The sequence below is a fragment of the Planobispora longispora genome, from assembly GCF_016863135.1.
GTDB classification, from domain to species: Bacteria; Actinomycetota; Actinomycetes; order Streptosporangiales; family Streptosporangiaceae; genus Planobispora; species Planobispora longispora.
The window spans coordinates 261636-276076 of the sequence record NZ_BOOH01000023.1 but is presented as its reverse complement, the minus strand read 5'-3'; the positions used below and the strand labels follow the sequence as shown (position 1 = coordinate 276076).

Annotated in this window: 16 protein-coding genes; 11 read left to right on the top strand and 5 right to left on the bottom strand. The window is 69.5% G+C overall.

All coding sequences use genetic code 11. The features are described from left to right. Positions 1–171 precede the first annotated feature (171 nt). The 11 genes from Plo01_RS17075 to Plo01_RS17025 all read left to right on the top strand — a co-directional run bounded on the left by Plo01_RS17075 (position 172) and on the right by Plo01_RS17025 (position 9823). Positions 172–999: a UbiA family prenyltransferase gene (locus Plo01_RS17075; protein ID WP_239316498.1), complete on the top strand. Its 828-nt coding sequence runs from the start codon at positions 172–174 to the stop codon at positions 997–999. Between the two features lie 342 nt (positions 1000–1341). After that, the gene (locus Plo01_RS17070; RefSeq protein ID WP_203891565.1) at positions 1342–2931 is read left to right on the top strand and encodes an FG-GAP repeat protein; all 1590 of its coding nucleotides are present in this window, start codon (positions 1342–1344) and stop codon (positions 2929–2931) included. Positions 2932–3104: 173 nt separating this feature from the next. Beyond that, the gene (locus Plo01_RS17065) at positions 3105–3584 is read left to right on the top strand and encodes a GNAT family N-acetyltransferase (RefSeq protein ID WP_203891564.1); all 480 of its coding nucleotides are present in this window, start codon (positions 3105–3107) and stop codon (positions 3582–3584) included. Positions 3585–3831: 247 nt separating this feature from the next. After that, positions 3832–5019 carry an RtcB family protein gene (locus Plo01_RS17060; RefSeq protein ID WP_203891563.1) on the top strand — a complete coding sequence of 396 codons (1188 nt, stop codon included), beginning with the start codon at positions 3832–3834 and terminating at the stop codon, positions 5017–5019. 329 nt (positions 5020–5348) lie between these two features. Further along, on the top strand, positions 5349–5852 hold the full coding sequence (locus Plo01_RS17055) for a hypothetical protein (RefSeq protein WP_203891562.1): 504 nt from the start codon (positions 5349–5351) through the stop codon (positions 5850–5852). A gap of 156 nt (positions 5853–6008) precedes the next feature. Beyond that, entirely contained in the window at positions 6009–6461 is a 453-nt protein-coding gene (locus tag Plo01_RS17050; protein ID WP_203891561.1) for a hypothetical protein, read from the top strand. Positions 6462–6892: 431 nt separating this feature from the next. Beyond that, positions 6893–7114, top strand: coding sequence for a hypothetical protein (locus tag Plo01_RS17045; protein WP_203891560.1), 222 nt, complete (start codon positions 6893–6895; stop codon positions 7112–7114). 314 nt (positions 7115–7428) lie between these two features. After that, positions 7429–7569 (top strand): hypothetical protein, encoded by a 141-nt coding sequence (locus tag Plo01_RS40300; protein ID WP_239316496.1) that lies wholly within the window; start codon positions 7429–7431, stop codon positions 7567–7569. Positions 7570–8008: 439 nt separating this feature from the next. Then, the gene (locus tag Plo01_RS17035; RefSeq protein WP_203891559.1) at positions 8009–8365 is read left to right on the top strand and encodes a hypothetical protein; all 357 of its coding nucleotides are present in this window, start codon (positions 8009–8011) and stop codon (positions 8363–8365) included. After that, on the top strand, positions 8365–9132 hold the full coding sequence (locus tag Plo01_RS17030) for a hypothetical protein (RefSeq protein WP_203891558.1): 768 nt from the start codon (positions 8365–8367) through the stop codon (positions 9130–9132). Before Plo01_RS17035 ends, Plo01_RS17030 begins: the two co-directional genes overlap by 1 nt. Positions 9133–9349: 217 nt before the next feature. Next, positions 9350–9823 (top strand): RidA family protein, encoded by a 474-nt coding sequence (locus tag Plo01_RS17025; RefSeq protein ID WP_203891557.1) that lies wholly within the window; start codon positions 9350–9352, stop codon positions 9821–9823. Positions 9824–10030: 207 nt separating this feature from the next. On the opposite strand, the gene Plo01_RS17020 is transcribed toward Plo01_RS17025, so the two are convergent. The 5 genes from Plo01_RS17020 to Plo01_RS17000 form a co-directional block, all read right to left on the bottom strand. Beyond that, on the bottom strand, positions 10031–10450 hold the full coding sequence (locus Plo01_RS17020; RefSeq protein WP_203891556.1) for a VOC family protein: 420 nt from the start codon (positions 10448–10450) through the stop codon (positions 10031–10033). Positions 10451–11190: 740 nt separating this feature from the next. Then, positions 11191–11634: a hypothetical protein gene (locus Plo01_RS17015; protein WP_203891555.1), complete on the bottom strand. Its 444-nt coding sequence runs from the start codon at positions 11632–11634 to the stop codon at positions 11191–11193. Between the two features lie 154 nt (positions 11635–11788). Further along, positions 11789–12238 (bottom strand): hypothetical protein, encoded by a 450-nt coding sequence (locus Plo01_RS17010; protein WP_203891554.1) that lies wholly within the window; start codon positions 12236–12238, stop codon positions 11789–11791. Positions 12239–12529: 291 nt separating this feature from the next. After that, a complete protein-coding gene (locus Plo01_RS17005) occupies positions 12530–12940 on the bottom strand; it encodes a DUF2267 domain-containing protein (RefSeq protein WP_203891553.1) in 411 nt (136 codons plus the stop codon). Between the two features lie 159 nt (positions 12941–13099). After that, entirely contained in the window at positions 13100–14395 is a 1296-nt protein-coding gene (locus tag Plo01_RS17000) for a cytochrome P450 (protein WP_203891552.1), read from the bottom strand. Between the last annotated feature and the right edge of the window lie 46 nt (positions 14396–14441).

The following is a 14441-nucleotide window of genomic DNA, read 5'->3' as shown; positions in this document are numbered from 1 at the left end:
CCATACCCGTCACCGATCTCCGTCGCTCCCCGCGCTCCTTGACGGCGCCGGGGGTCTCGGTGCGGCGACGGAAGGGCGAGGCGTCGCACCGAGACCCCCGGCGCCGCCGTACGACGATCTAGGATCGGGTCCGTGACGACGAGCGGGCATTCCCCCGGTACCCACCCCGCCGTGAGGGTGATCCTCGGGCTGGTGCGGGCCTGCCATCCCGGGCCGACCGCCGCGGTCACCGTCCTGACGACCGCCCTGGCCGTGGCGAGCGGGCGCGACGCGGCGGGGTGCGCCCTGGTGGCCGCCGCCGTGCTCACCGGGCAGCTCTCCGTCGGCTGGTGCAACGACGCGGTGGACGCCGGGCGGGACCGTACGGCGGGACGGGCGGACAAGCCGATCGTCGGCGGCGCGGTGAGCGTGCGGGCGGTGCGGATCGCCGCGATCACCGCCCTGGTGCTCTGCGCGCCGCTCTCCTTCGCCTCCGGCCCGGCGGCCGGGGCCGTCCACCTGACCGGTGTCGCCGCCGCGTGGGCCTACGACCTCGGCCTGAAGGCGACCGTCCTGTCCTGGATCCCCTACGCGGTGGGTTTCGGCTCGCTGCCCGCGTTCGTCACGCTCGGCCTGCCGGGACAGCCGTGGCCCGCGTGGTGGGCGGTCCTGGCCGGGGCACTGCTCGGCTGCGGAGCGCACCTGGCGAACGTGCTGCCCGACATCTCCGACGACCTCGCCACCGGGGTCCGCGGCTGGCCGCAGCGGCTCGGCCCCGGCCGGGTCCGCGCGCTCGCCCCGCTCCCGCTCCTCCTGGCGACCGGCCTGCTCGTCCTCGCCCCTCCGGGACCGCCCGCCGCGGGCGGCTGGGCCGCCCTGGCCGCGGCCTGCGCGCTCGCCCTCGCGGGCCTGTCCCTGGGCCGCCGCTCACCCCGCGCCCCGTTCGCCGCGGCCATCGCCGTGGCGGCGCTCGACGTCGTCCTCCTGCTCGCCCGGGGCACCGGGATCACCGCCTCCTGATCAGCCGGTCTCCGAGTCTCAGAGCTCCGAGTCTCAGATCTCTGACTCCCCGATCTCCGGCTGCCGGGTCTCCGGTTCGGAGACCCGTCCGGAGGTCAGGACGAGGCCGCTCGGGCATGGTCGAAGGGTAATTCCCTCCCCGCCGGTCGATTACTGGGATACCCAGGTCCGGTCCGGCCGGTACGGCGGGCGTCCGGCGTGCGCGGTTTCCCGGCGCGAGAAGGGCCGGGGAATTCCACAAGGGATTTCCCCTCGCCCGGTGTGCGGACAAGGACCTGGAAGCGGTCCCGGCCGGTTGGTGGGATGGCGCGGGGCCCGGGACATCTGCCATCGGAGGCACGCATGTTCTCTGCCCGACGCGTGGCCGCGCTCGCGGCCGCGTCTCTCGCGTTGTCCGCGCTCCTCGTCCCCGCCCCGGCCGGGGCCGACGCCCTCCGCGGCGTCGGCGACTTCGACTTCGACGGGTTCGCCGACCTCGTCGTGGCCTCCCCGCTGGAGGACCTGGGAGGCGTCCCGGACGCCGGAGTGGTACGGGTCTTCTACGGGGGCCCGGACGGCCCGGGCTCCGGCGGGGTGCAGACCATCACCCAGAACTCCGGGAACCTCGGCAGCGCCGCCGAGCCGGGAGACCGCTTCGGCGCCTCCCTGACCGTGGGGGACTTCCTGTTCGGGGCCGGATCGGAACTGGTGATCGGCGTCCCCTTCGAGGACGACGACGAGATCGCCGGCGACCGGGCCGACTCCGGGATGGTCCACATCCTGACCGGCGGCACGGGCGCCCTGCTCAACCTCAACGCCGCGATCACCCTGGACCCGGTCAACGCGCAGCTGGGGCTGGCCGAGGTCGAGGCCGGGGACCAGTGGGGCGCGGCGCTCGCGGTCGGACGGGTCGGCCGCTCCGGCTCCGACCTCGCGGTGGGCGGCCCGGGGGAGGACCTCGCCGTGGTCGACGCCGGCGCGGTCGACGTGCTGCACTTCGAGGGCGGCGCGCTGGACAGCGTGCGCCGGCTGCACCAGGACGAGAGCCTGGTCGAGGGCGCCGCGGCCGCCTTCGACCGGTTCGGGGCCGCCGTGGCGACGGGCAACTTCGACGGCGACAGCTTCGACGACCTGGCCGTGGGAGCCCCGGCCGACCAGCCGGGCAGCGTCGACCCCGGCGGCGAGGTGAACGTCTTCTACGGCGCCGGCTCCATCCCGCTGACCGGCGCCGACGACCAGCTGTGGGCCCAGGGCACGCTGCCCGGAGGACGGGAGGCCGAGGACGCCGTCGGCGCCGCGCTGACGGTCGGCGACTTCGACGGCGGCCCCGACGACCTGGCCATCGGCGCCCCCGGCGAGAACGGCGGCTCGGGAATGGTCCACGTCCTCTACGGAGCCTCCGGCGGGCTGAACATCGCCCGCACCCAGCTGTGGAGCCAGAACTCGGCCGGCGTCTCGGAGACGTCCGACCCGGGCGACCGCTTCGGCGCGGTGCTGGCGGCCGGGGACTTCAACAGCGACAACCAGGACGACCTGGCCATCGGGGTGCCCGAGGAGGACCGCGAGGTGGACAACCGCGCCGACGTCGGCGGGGTCAACGTCCTGTACGGCGAGAACGACGGCCAGAACTCCCCCGACGATCCCGCGCTCGGGGTGGACCACCAGCAGTTCTTCGTGCAGATCTCCCTGGGGGCCAACGCCGAGCAGGGCGACCGGTTCGGCGCGGGCCTGGCCGCGGGTGACTACGACGACAACGGCGAAGCCGATCTGGCGGCCGGGGTGCCGGGGGAGGACGTCAGCGGCGCCACCGGCGCCGACCACGGTCAGGTCAACGTCGTCTACGGCAGGGACCCGATCATCGGCTTCGGGGGCCTCGACCCCGACTCCAACCTGACCCTCCAGCGCCCGGCCACCCCGCAGGCGGCCGGGCAGTTCGGGGCCCCTCTCCGCTGACCCGCTCCACCGGCCGGTTCCACCGATCCGCCACGGCGCGGCCCTCACCGGCTGCGGCGTGGCGCGGGCCGCGGACCCGGCCCGCCCGGCCGGGTTTTGTCGGTTCGGGAGGCAATTGATTTACGCGGATTAAAAATTTACATGATTAATGGCGGTCAATAGTCTCTGATGTCATGGACATCATCATCGTCACCGCGACCGCCGGAGACGTTCCCGCCCTGATGGTTTCCGCCGGTGCGCTGTTCCGGGAGGACGGCGGCAGGCGAGATCCGTTCATGGACGTGGAATGGCCTGAGCGGGACGGCCGGGACTACTACACCATGATGGCCACCGGCCCCGCGTGCCTGGCGCTCCTGGCGCGTCTCGCAACGCCTGACGGGCCGGTGATCGGGCACCTCACCGGCCAGATGAAAGAGCCCGACGCGCTGCGCCCGGGGGTGGTGGCGGCCGAGCTCGTGAGCATGCGGGTGGCCGAGGAATGGCGGAGCCGGGGAGTGGGCGCGCAGCTCGTCGACCGGTTTCTCGCATGGGCCGGGGAAAAGGGCGCCAATCGGGCCACCGTGTCGGCGTACGCCGCCAATTCCGACGCCATCCGTTTCTATCGGGCGCACGGGTTCGTGCCCATGTCCCTGTCATTGCAGGCGGATCTGTGAACCGAGAGGTGATCGTCCGTTTCGGGTGATCGTCCGTTTCAGGAGGGTGCCCCTTTCGGCTGAGTGTCCGAGCGCGGGCGCGCCGGCCTGAGGGAGGGGGCGGGCGGCGCGCGCCGTACGGGAAGGTCTGCGACGTCGTGGCTGTTCACCTGGACTGGGGGTACGTAATTCGGTTGCGAGGTCTGTGGGGTTTCTGGCGTCATTGAGCGCGTTCGCAACTGATCGACCGGAGGGAGGCGACGCAGGGATGACGTACAACGAGGTGATGGGTGGCCGGGCGCCAATCCGCATGTGGGCCGACCCCGACGAGGTCGAGACGAACGTCATGCAGCAGCTGCGCAACGTGGCCGGGATGCCCTGGGTGCACGGCGTCGCGGTGATGCCGGACGTGCACCACGGCAAGGGCGCCACGGTCGGCTCGGTCATCGCCATGCGGGACGCGGTCTCGCCGGCGGCGGTGGGCGTGGACATCGGCTGCGGCATGACCGCGGTGAAGACCTCCTACAAGGTCGAGAACCTGCCCGACAACCTGCGCTACCTGCGCTCCAAGCTGGAGCAGGCGGTCCCGGTCGGATTCGGGCACCACAAGCTGCCGGTCGACCCGGCGAAGCTGCACGGGCTCAAGGGCACCGGCTGGGCGGAGTTCTGGAAGGGCTTCGACGAGCTGGACCCGTCCGTACGCGGAAAGCGGGAGAAGGCCGAGGTGCAGATGGGCACCCTCGGCGGCGGCAACCACTTCCTGGAGGTCTGCGCCGACGACGAGGGCGTGGTCTGGGTGGTGCTGCACTCCGGGTCGCGCAACATCGGCAAGGAACTGGCCGACCGCCACATCGAGGTGGCGCGGGGCCTGCCGCACAACCAGGATCTGCCGGACCGCGACCTCGCGGTGTTCCTCGGGGGCACGCCGCAGATGGACGCCTACCGGCGCGACCTGTTCTGGGCGCAGGACTACGCGCGCCGCAACCGGGCGGTCATGATGGCCCTGGTCTGCGACGTGCTCCAGCGCCACCTGCCGAACATCACGTTCGACAAGCCGATCTCCTGCCACCACAACTACGTGGCCGAGGAGCGGTACGACGGCGTGGACGTGCTCGTCACCCGCAAGGGCGCGATCCGCGCGGGCTCGGGCGAGTTCGGCATCATCCCCGGTTCGATGGCGACCGGAACCTACATCGTGAAGGGCCTGGGGAACGCGGCGGCGTTCAACTCCGCCTCGCACGGCGCGGGTCGCCGGATGAGCCGGAACAAGGCGAGGAAGACCTTCAGCCTGGACGACTTCAAGGCCCAGACCGCGGGCGTCGAGTGCCGCAAGGACACCGGGGTGATCGACGAGATCCCCGCCGCCTACAAGGACATCGAGTCGGTCATGGCGGCCCAGTCCGACCTGGTCGAGGTCGTCGCCCACCTGCGCCAGCTCATCTGCATCAAGGGCTGACCTGACCTGAGAGCCTGCGCCGCACCAGCGGAACCCCCGCCGACCTGCGGCGCAGGTCTCGTCGTTTCGCGTGTGATCGCGACGTCATGTGCCCTGAATGTGCCTTGACCTCGCTCTGCGCAGAGTACGGGAACCGGACGAAGCCCATGTGATCGCGCTCCCTGTAGCGCCCGAACCCGTGACCGTCGGATGAGAAGTGGAGCGGCAGTCGATGGCTCCGTAATGCGGTGGCCGGCGACTACAGACCATGGCACGGTGAGTGAGATGGAGATCATTCCGTGCACGTTCCGCGATGGTCGCATCCGCATGCTTCCGGAGGTGGCCGACACATGAAGTACGTCGACCTCAACGCCTCGATGCCCCTGCCCGCCGGTGGTGTCATCCATGGCGTCACCAGCCCGCTCACCTACCTGGAACGGCTTCCCGAGTTCGCCGACGCACTGCCGGCGGGTGCCCGTGTGTTCGCGACGGATCCCCTGCACTACGACTTCTACGGCCCTCGGTGTGTGAAGGACCTCAAGCTGGAACAGATCTCGTTCGGCGGGACCGGGGGAGAGCACTTCATGGAACTCGCGTTCCGGCACAACTGCTGGAAGCACGAAGAGGACCTCGTCATCCGCTACGAAGGCGTGTCGGACTACAGACTCGACATCGCCGCACCCTCCGGGATCGAGCCGCGCAGTGTGGTGATCCTCGACGAGATCCTGCCGCATCCGGATGGATGCAGCCATGAGATCGCCCTCCGGCCGGGAACGGTGATGGTGGTCTGTCGAGACCTGACCGCTACGTGGGAGGAGGCCGACTGCCCTGAGAAGCAGCCCTCTCGCGGCTGAGACCGCCGACGCCGTGCCGCGCCAGCCAGCGTTGGTAGCGGTTTTCAAGAGGGCTGCATTCTGGAGATGGAATGCAGCTCTCATCAGGGGTGGCCCCTTCCCTGACTCTCCTTCCGCACGCGACTCGTCCCCTCCCCATCTGAGAGCATGCCGGGCATGTGGATCATTCGAGCCCTCGCCCTCGGACTCCTCATCGGGGTCGCCCCGCTTCCTCTCCTGTGGATCCAGAGCGGCGATGAGTTCGAGCACCTGGCCCTGGCCACACTCATCGGCCTCGACGTTGGCCAGTTCTTCTCAGTTCCCATCGCGTTGACCATCTGTGCCTGGGAGATCAGTCCCTGGCGCAAACGCCCTCGGCCCGCGCCTCCGGGCTTTGTCCTGGGAGGGATCACCCTCACCTTCGGAGCTCTGGTCGTGGCTCTGGGGTTGGTCGTCATGCGATGGCTCGACGGCCGGCCCTCCGGTGTCGGCGATCCGGACGGCGAGACCGCCATGGCGGCGCTCGCCGTGCTCTCCGGAGGAGCGGCCTTGATCGTGGGAATGGTCATCCTGGCTCACCGAAACGCCGCCGTCAGACGCTCTCGAAAGGTGAGTGTCCCGGCACCCTGAGCCGTTGACTAGATAGGAAGACCCGAATTCCTGACACCCTGCTTGCAAATCGGTCCGATCTCGGACCCTACGGACCGCGAGCTGGGCGGAGAACTCCCCGTGAGTTACCGTGACTGACCGCTGTTGACCGCCCTTAACGGCCTGCTAATAGCCCGGCGGTTCGGAAAGGTTTCGCGGCTCCCTCCGCCGCCGAGGCGCGAAGAAACCACTGCCCCGCCGCAAGTCACGCAGGAGAAGCCGAACCACACCGAAGAGGAATGCGATCTGGAAGAGCAGGGAGCATATGAATAAGACTTCACCGAGCGACTCACGGCCACTCTCTCGTGCCCATTCCATGAGCACGGAGGCGGCGATCATGTCCAGCACGGTGGACGTCGATGGACGCAGGTTGCAAGATTAGGCATGCTGGTTCCCCCTATGCGGAGGATCGGATGCAGATCGTCGATATTTTGCTCGTGCTGATGGTATGGGCCGTATGGGTTGTTCTGGCCGCGCTGCTGTTCTTCTTCCTCTATTGGACGATCCGATTGGCCATCAGACATGAGAAGCGGCGACTGCCGACTCCTCGTGAGATCGCGGATCAAGAACGACGGGAACGTATGGCGGCAGAACGCGTCGCTCAGTATCGGCCCAGACAGCGTCGGCCCAAGTGAGTGAGCACTGAACCTTTCTCATTCTCGGGTGATCTCGTAGTCCTGCAGGACGGCGATGGCCTTGCACAGGTGCCCGGCCTCACTGTGGGGCTCCAGCGGAGAGTGCGCCAGCTCTTGAGCTGGGCGTTGGCGCGCTCGCCGGGATCGCGTAGCCGGGCGTGGGAATGGTTGCCTGTTGCTGCGCGACGGGCTTGCTCCGGCCTTTGCACGGCGTGACGATCGACCCTTCGGCACCTTGGTAGCCCCTGTCGGCGAGGGTGAGAATGCCGGCCCGCTCCAAGCGCGCAGATTCGATGGCGGCTTCAGAGTGCGGCGTGCGGACGCTTCGCCTGGAGACCAACCGCGTCCTGACCGGGGCGATCGGGATCTACCGCAGTGCTGGATACCGGGAGGTGGACGCGTTCAACGCCGAGCCCTACGTCCATCACTGGTTCGAAAAGCCCGTCGGCCCGTAGGGCGCCGAAGCATCCGCGCGCCGGGTGTCCGGGTGGCCGTCCGAGGGTGGGACTCCTTTCACGGTGGAAGTCGTACACCGGGCCGACCCGGGTCGCGATGTCATCCAGCGGCCGGGCCACCGGCCCGGAGAGCTCATCCATCGCGATGCTGATCACTGCGGCGAAGAGTGCCTCCTTGCTGCTGAAGCGGCCGTGCAGGCGCTCCTTGCCGACGCCGGCCCGGGCGGCGATGCGATCGACGCGCGCCCCGGCCAGCCCCGGCTCGGCGAACTCCTGCCGGGCGGCCTCGAGCAGTTTCTTCCTGGTCAGTGCCGCATCGTAGACCGGTGCAGACCTTTGCTCCTCGGCGAAGTGTCAGAGAAGTACACGCCAGTTCTCTCCTGTGGGCCCGAAAGGGTGAAGGATTGACATCCAACTAGTTGGTTGGTTTCATGACGGCATGATCGAGACAAATCTCGCGGGCGCGGCATCGGCTCCGCCCGCCGTCCCCGAGGTCGCCTCCCCGGGGACCGTCAGAGTGCTGGGTACGGCGAGTTCACCGGTCATCGGCCGACTGTCGACCACCCTGCTCATGCTCGGCCGGACCGGCGGGGGGCGGCTGAGTACAGCTGAGGTGACCGGGTGGACGGCCACCGCCTTCAGCGCCGGCTACGCCGCGCGGCCGGCCGTGGGGCGGGCCGTGGGGCGGGCACCCGTGGTGCTGCCGGCGGCTGTGGCCGCCGGCGGGGTCGCGCTGTCGACCTGTGGTGCCGCGTTCATCGCTCTCCGCAGCCGCGCCACCCGGGAGGCACGGTGATGAAACGCTTCACGTCCGCCGCGAGCGGCATGCCGAAGGCTCTGCTCACCGTCGGGACGGGCGCGCTCCTGGCCGCGCTCACTGTTGCGGGCGTCTCTGCTGCCGATGGCGGACCACCCGTCGCACCGACCATCCGCACCACCGGTATCGACGTTGACATCAAACCCCGGGAGATTTCCGTGGAGCGAGCCGAGCGGGCACTGAAGCACGCGGGCCTGGCCGTGCCCGAGGGCTGGCGACCGGTGCACACGCGCCGGGAGCGGCACGACGAGCGTCCGGTGACCGTTGTGCGCTACGAGCCGGGAACCACCCGCACCCTCGGCGGTGAACACCTCACCGTCGTCGTCGACGACAAAGGCACCCTGCTGGGCTACACACGGCTGACGGCCGCGACCGCGGGCCGACCGCGACCGCAGGCCGACCGGGCGGAACGGGCTGCCTTCGACTGGCTCCGTGGTTTCGCGGCCGAGCATGCCGCCGGGCTCGATGTGCAGTGGGTGGACCAGCATGATGAAGAGATCCGCGACAAGGCGGGGCGCAAGCGGGTTGTGACCGGTACGAAGGTCAAGACCCGGCATCCTAACGGCCTGTACACCTGGGTCATCGTCGGAGACCGGGGAACGGTCCTCGCCTACGAGCGGGATGTGCGCTGGGACGGCGGCGCGGGCCGCCGGGGCACCGAGATGTGGCTGCACGACCGCTGGATCGCCGCGCATGAGGGCACCGGCCCGCAACCGGACGCTCCGTACGCGCTCGCGAGGCGCTGACACCTGTCGGAAATCACTCCAGGGGTCCCGGGCGTCCGGGCGAGGACCCCATGCAGAGCGGGACCCGGGCCAGAGCCCGGGCCAGATCGGGGGGCGGCGACGCGGAAACCACCCCCGCCGCCCCCACTCATCTCATCCATCGCAGAAACGCATCAGCACTCCGGACGGCGCATGCCGTCACCGCCCCATCCATCACCCATCTCACCGGAGAGACACCATGCACCTCCCGCCGCCTCCCGCCGCTGGTGGAACAATCCTCACCCGCACGCCCAGCACCACCATCCCTGGCATCTCCGACGCCGTTCACATCCGGGGCGACCTCTTATTCGTCTCCGGGCAGACCGCCATGGACGTCCACGGAGAGGTGCCCGACGACTTCGCGTCGGAACTCGACGCCGCTTTCGCCCATGTGGCCGACGCTCTGCGACGTGCCGGTGCCACCACCGCCCACCTGGCCCGGATCACCCTGTATGTCCGCGACCTCCCCGACCGCTCCCTGGAGACCATCCGGGCTGTCCGCGATCGGTGGATCGACCCCGCAGCACCGCCCGCCAGTGCACTGATCGGCGTCACCGCACTGTTCCATCCCGCTGTCCGAGTCGAGATCGACGCCATCGCCGTCGCGCCCTCCGGCCTCGACCGTGCTCCGAAGGGAGGCAGACCAAGTGCGCCGGAAAGGGGCCAAGAGTGACGCGGCCCGTTGCGCTGCTCGTCGAGAGCGGGTTTCGGCAGCCTACTGCCGGATCATCCACGAGAGCGAATCGGCAAGGGTTTCGATATGGTGGCGCTGACTTGGGATAACGCCACAGGGTGACCGGGCGGAACCCGGGTTCTGCCCGGTGCGCCGACTTCCGTCACCTCTTTCCGGCGTTCCCGATCCGCCCTCAAGGGCAGGCGGTCAGAGCACCAGATCGTCGTGTTCGTCGAAGATCCAACCGTCTTCGTAGAGCACCTCGAACAGGTGGCCGTCGGGATCGGCGAAGTATCCGCTGTGTCCCCAGGAATTCGGGCCGGCCGGGCGGGTGACGGTGGCGCCCAACTCGGCGGCCTTGGCCATGACCTGGTACACCTCCTCGGCGCTGCGGGCCACATATGCCAGGGCGAATCCGGCGAAGCCGCCCGGCTGACGGTCGGGTAGACCGGCGTCGGCCGCGAAGGCTTCCCGGGACTGAAACGCGACCGCGACCCCACCCAACTCGAACAACGCGAACTCGTCCGAGCCTGCCGTGGACCTTCGCCAGCCCAGTTCCCGGTAGAACGCGACCGAGGCGGCGACATCGCGCACACCAAGCAGAATCAGATTGAGTCGCTGCCGCATGTCTTCCTCCCGGGAACCGGCGTCCGGCACGTCATCCTGCCATCTCCGGCCGCCACCACCACCATGACCAGCCCTATCAGCCCCTTCCGGCGTACTTGATCTGCCCCCGCCGGAGGCAGGCTTTCCAGCCACTGTTTTCGGTGGCTTATCCTTCGGGTGCCGCCACGGGCAAAGACGAATGGGAAAGTTCGTTACTGGCTTCGCGCTAACACCCTTTGCAGGGATGAGCCGGTTCGAGTCCGGTAGTCCGTGGCGGCTTTCGCTTGTCTGCGGGGAGCGGAGCGGCCGACGGATGTCCGCGAGCCTTAGCACCATTCCTCGATGTAGAGCAGACGTTGTCCGGCTTCATCGCCGAACTCGTGGCCCATGTACACGGTGTCAGAGGCCGCAGGCTCGGTCGGGAGTGCGTAGTTCCGGAGTACCAGCTCTGACAGAGCACTCCGCTCCCCGTCTGGGATCCAGCGCAAGTCGAAGCCGCCGGATTCGCCCAGCAGGACCGGAACATCGTGGTGGCGCATCAGGCTCCGGACAGTCCTGGGGTCAAGCTTGCGTCTCCGCACTTGCCAGGTGCGGCCGTCGGGGGCGGTCAGTTCCTCTGAAGAGCCAGGACTTAGTCTCGCCATGTTGCGAGTTTCGCCTACTTTGTGCTCGGCATCCATTCTCCTGTGGCCCGCAAGCCCGGGTCGCGTGGCGGCGCGTAGCGCCGCCCTTGATATCTCATAAGAACAATTCGGCAGTGCTCAAGGCTGGTGTCTGCGGTGAGAGGATCGCACGGTATCGAGCCAGGATTGGTGCCAAGCGTGGTACTTCTCGATGATGTTGGCTGCGTCCCCTTCTGTGGCGCACTCCTCCATGAACCGGTCGAGCAGTTCGAAGAGAGCGGCAACCGCCTGGGCGTCAGCGTCGGGAGAGGGCGAGGAGAAGGACGCCTCCGACAGGATGAGCTGAAGCACGAGCCCTTCCCGTCCGAGGCTGCTCTCCGTGCCCAGTCTCATGATCAGCCATTCGCGGAAGCCGGAAAGTGGTCCCTCACCTCCGGCGGAGGCGAATCCTGTGTTGTATCCCAGCTCGAACTCGCCAGGACCGAGCGGGACGCGCACACCTTCGGCGCCGAGCTGCTCGATGCTGCGGCGGAACGGGACACGGGAAGTGAATGCGGTGTTGACGAAGGGCAGGACCACCACGGGGACGCCCAGGCGGGGGCTGCGGCCAGGATGCCCGGGGCGTCGCCCATGACCGAAGCGGTGCTGACCCGATGGCGCAGCACGTCGGTGGGGCCGAAGGATGTCCATCTGTGGTTACCCTCTGCAGCCGGGGTCGTCGGCGAGGGGGCATCCGTCAGTGGCACCGGGGGTCCCAGCCGGGGTCATGCAGGATGTCCTGCACTTCGACGATGACCAACCGGTCGTCGAAGGTGAGAGGGAAGGGCGGAGCGTCCGAAGGCGTCCAGACGGTGACTGAGACCTTGCCGCCCTCGACGCCGATGGCGGCGGATTCGTAGTGGCTCTCGATCTCGCTCACCGGGAGTTTCGACCGCAGATTGAATCTCAGGCGGTAGTCGCAGTGGTTGCCGTTGCCGCGCAGCGCTACTGACGACTGCACCTCGTCGTCGGCGACATCGGTTTCCGGAGGGAGGGGATGGTTCAGGAACCGGTCGGCGAGGCCGTTCAACCGGTGGTCGTGGATCCACTGTGGTGCCGTGAACAGGGCGTAGAGCAGAAGGAATGGTGTAAGGGCGGTCACCGAACGGCGGATTCGCCGCCTGCGGAATCGCTTCCAGGCATGCATGTCTTCCCGGAACGAGTGGAGGGACGGCTCCCGTGAGCCGTTCGACGGGGCAGCCGCCGCATTCTCTCCCTGCCGCATCTGTTCCGGAGGGACCGGCTCAAGACGCCGGCCCGCATGTCGTTCCTGTCCCATGGGGCAAGCCAAGCACCGCCGTACGGCGGAATCGGGGAGGACGTGTGAAGGTTCTGTGCGGGATGGTTCATCCCGCGATGCGGGCCGCTGTCGAAGACGGGAGCCGGGGCGGTCGGTTCCGGAGGTGGGGGCGGTCGTGTCCCCGGACGTGTTCCCGGTTCAGCCGGTGGAGTGCCGGGTGCCTGCGGTGACCAGGGTGCGCAGGTCGGATGGGAGGCTCTCGCGGACGACGTTCATGATCAATCCGCTGGTGGCCTCGTCGGTGACCTCCAGGACCACGCGTGCCAGCTGGGCGGCCTCGAGCCCGTCGACGCCGGCCCGGTCCGCGACGCGCCGGATGAATTCGTCCCGGCCGAAGCCCTCTCCCGTGCCGACTCCGTCGTAGACCTCCGTACGCCGGAGGTTCTCGCCGATCTCGTAGGGGAGCTGGGAGGCGAGATTGTCCGCCAGTCCCTCGGGGACGCGCTCCCCGAGGGTCTCCAGGGTCGCCCGGCAGGCCCGTTCGGCCGCGCCCCGGCTCGGCAGCTGGGCCCGGGCCTGGACCCGTCCGATGAATTCGTCGTGCTGCATGGCTGCCCGCCCTTTCACGTCATGATCTCGAGTCCGGGTGGGAGGGGAGCCGCCTTCTTCGCCGCAGCGGGACCGCTGTCGGCAGCCGCTCGGACCGGGTGATTTATGCCCTTATGTCCGACACGGAAAACGTGAGCGCCTGCGGTCGCGCCGGTCCGGTCATACGGGGGCCGTAGGGGAGGACCAGCGCAGGGGCAGGGCCTCCAGGCCGTAGATGCCCTCCACGCCGCCGAACCGGGGCGGGCCGTCCGGGGTCAGATCCGGCATGCGCGGGGCCAGGAACGCCAGCGCCTCCTCCAGCTCGGCCCGGGCCAGGTTCGCGCCCAGGCAGTAGTGGGCCCCGGCGCCGAAGGTCAGCAGCCGGGCGTCGCGCTCGGCGGTGATGTCGAACGCCTCGCCCGCCTCGATCTCGCGATTGCCGCGCTCGGCGCAGACCGCCACGATCGACCCGGCCGGGAAGACCACCCCCCGGTACTCGACCTGCTCCAGGCAGACCCGCGCGGTGAACGGGGTGATCGGCTCGAAGCGCAGCACCTCCTGCACCGCCCGCCCGGCCAGCCCGGGGTCGGCGGCCAGCAGCTCCCACTGGCCGGGGTGCCCGGCGAACAGCCGCAGCGCGTGCGCCAGCTGCGCCTGGGTGGTGTCCACCCCGCCGGCCAGCACGTTCAGCACCAGGTTGACGCACTCGGCGTGGGAGAGCCGCTCGCCCTCCTCCTCGGCGGCCAGCAGCGCGCTGACCAGGTCGTCGCCCGGCGCGACGCGGCGTTCGGCGAGCAGCTCCTCGACGTAGTCGTACACCTCGGCCACGGCCCGCTCGATGCGGGGCAGCTCGGTGGCCAGCGAGCGGATGTCGAACTGCCGCTGCACCCAGTTGGACCACTCGTGCAGCCGCGGGGCGTCCGCCGCCGGCGCGCCGAGCACCGCGGCGACGGTCAGCGCGGGGTACGGCCTGGCCACGGCCTCGACGAACTCGCACGAGGCCGTCTCCCCACCCGCCTCCCCGCCCGCCTTCTCGTTCCGCGTCTCCCCATTCCGTGCCTTCTCGCCCTGCGCTTTCCCGTCCTGCCGCAGTCCGTCCCAGAGCAGCGTGAGGAACTCCCGCATGGCCGGGCGCCAGCGGTCCGCCGCCCGCGGGGTGAAGGCCGGGCCCACCAGCGCCCGCAGCCGCCGGTGGCGCTCGCCGCTCTGGTTGAGGATGTTCGCGTCGATCTGCTCCCACAGCCGGCCCGCGGTGACGCCGAACAGCTCGGCGATCTGCCTGCCGGGGAACGCCGTGGCCCGCGAGCGCAGGAAGAACTCGCCGGACTCCCGGTCCAGCACCACGTACGACAGCGGCCCCTGGGCCAGCCAGCCCCGCCCGGCCACCTCGGCCAGCCGCCGGTGGTAGACCTCTCCGGTCAGGTCGGGCGCCGAGTAGTCGAAGACCGGCAGGTCCAGCTCGCTCACGATCGTCACGATGCCTCCGCCCGCGCCCTCCCCCGGGCGCTCCGCCCGCCGGGAA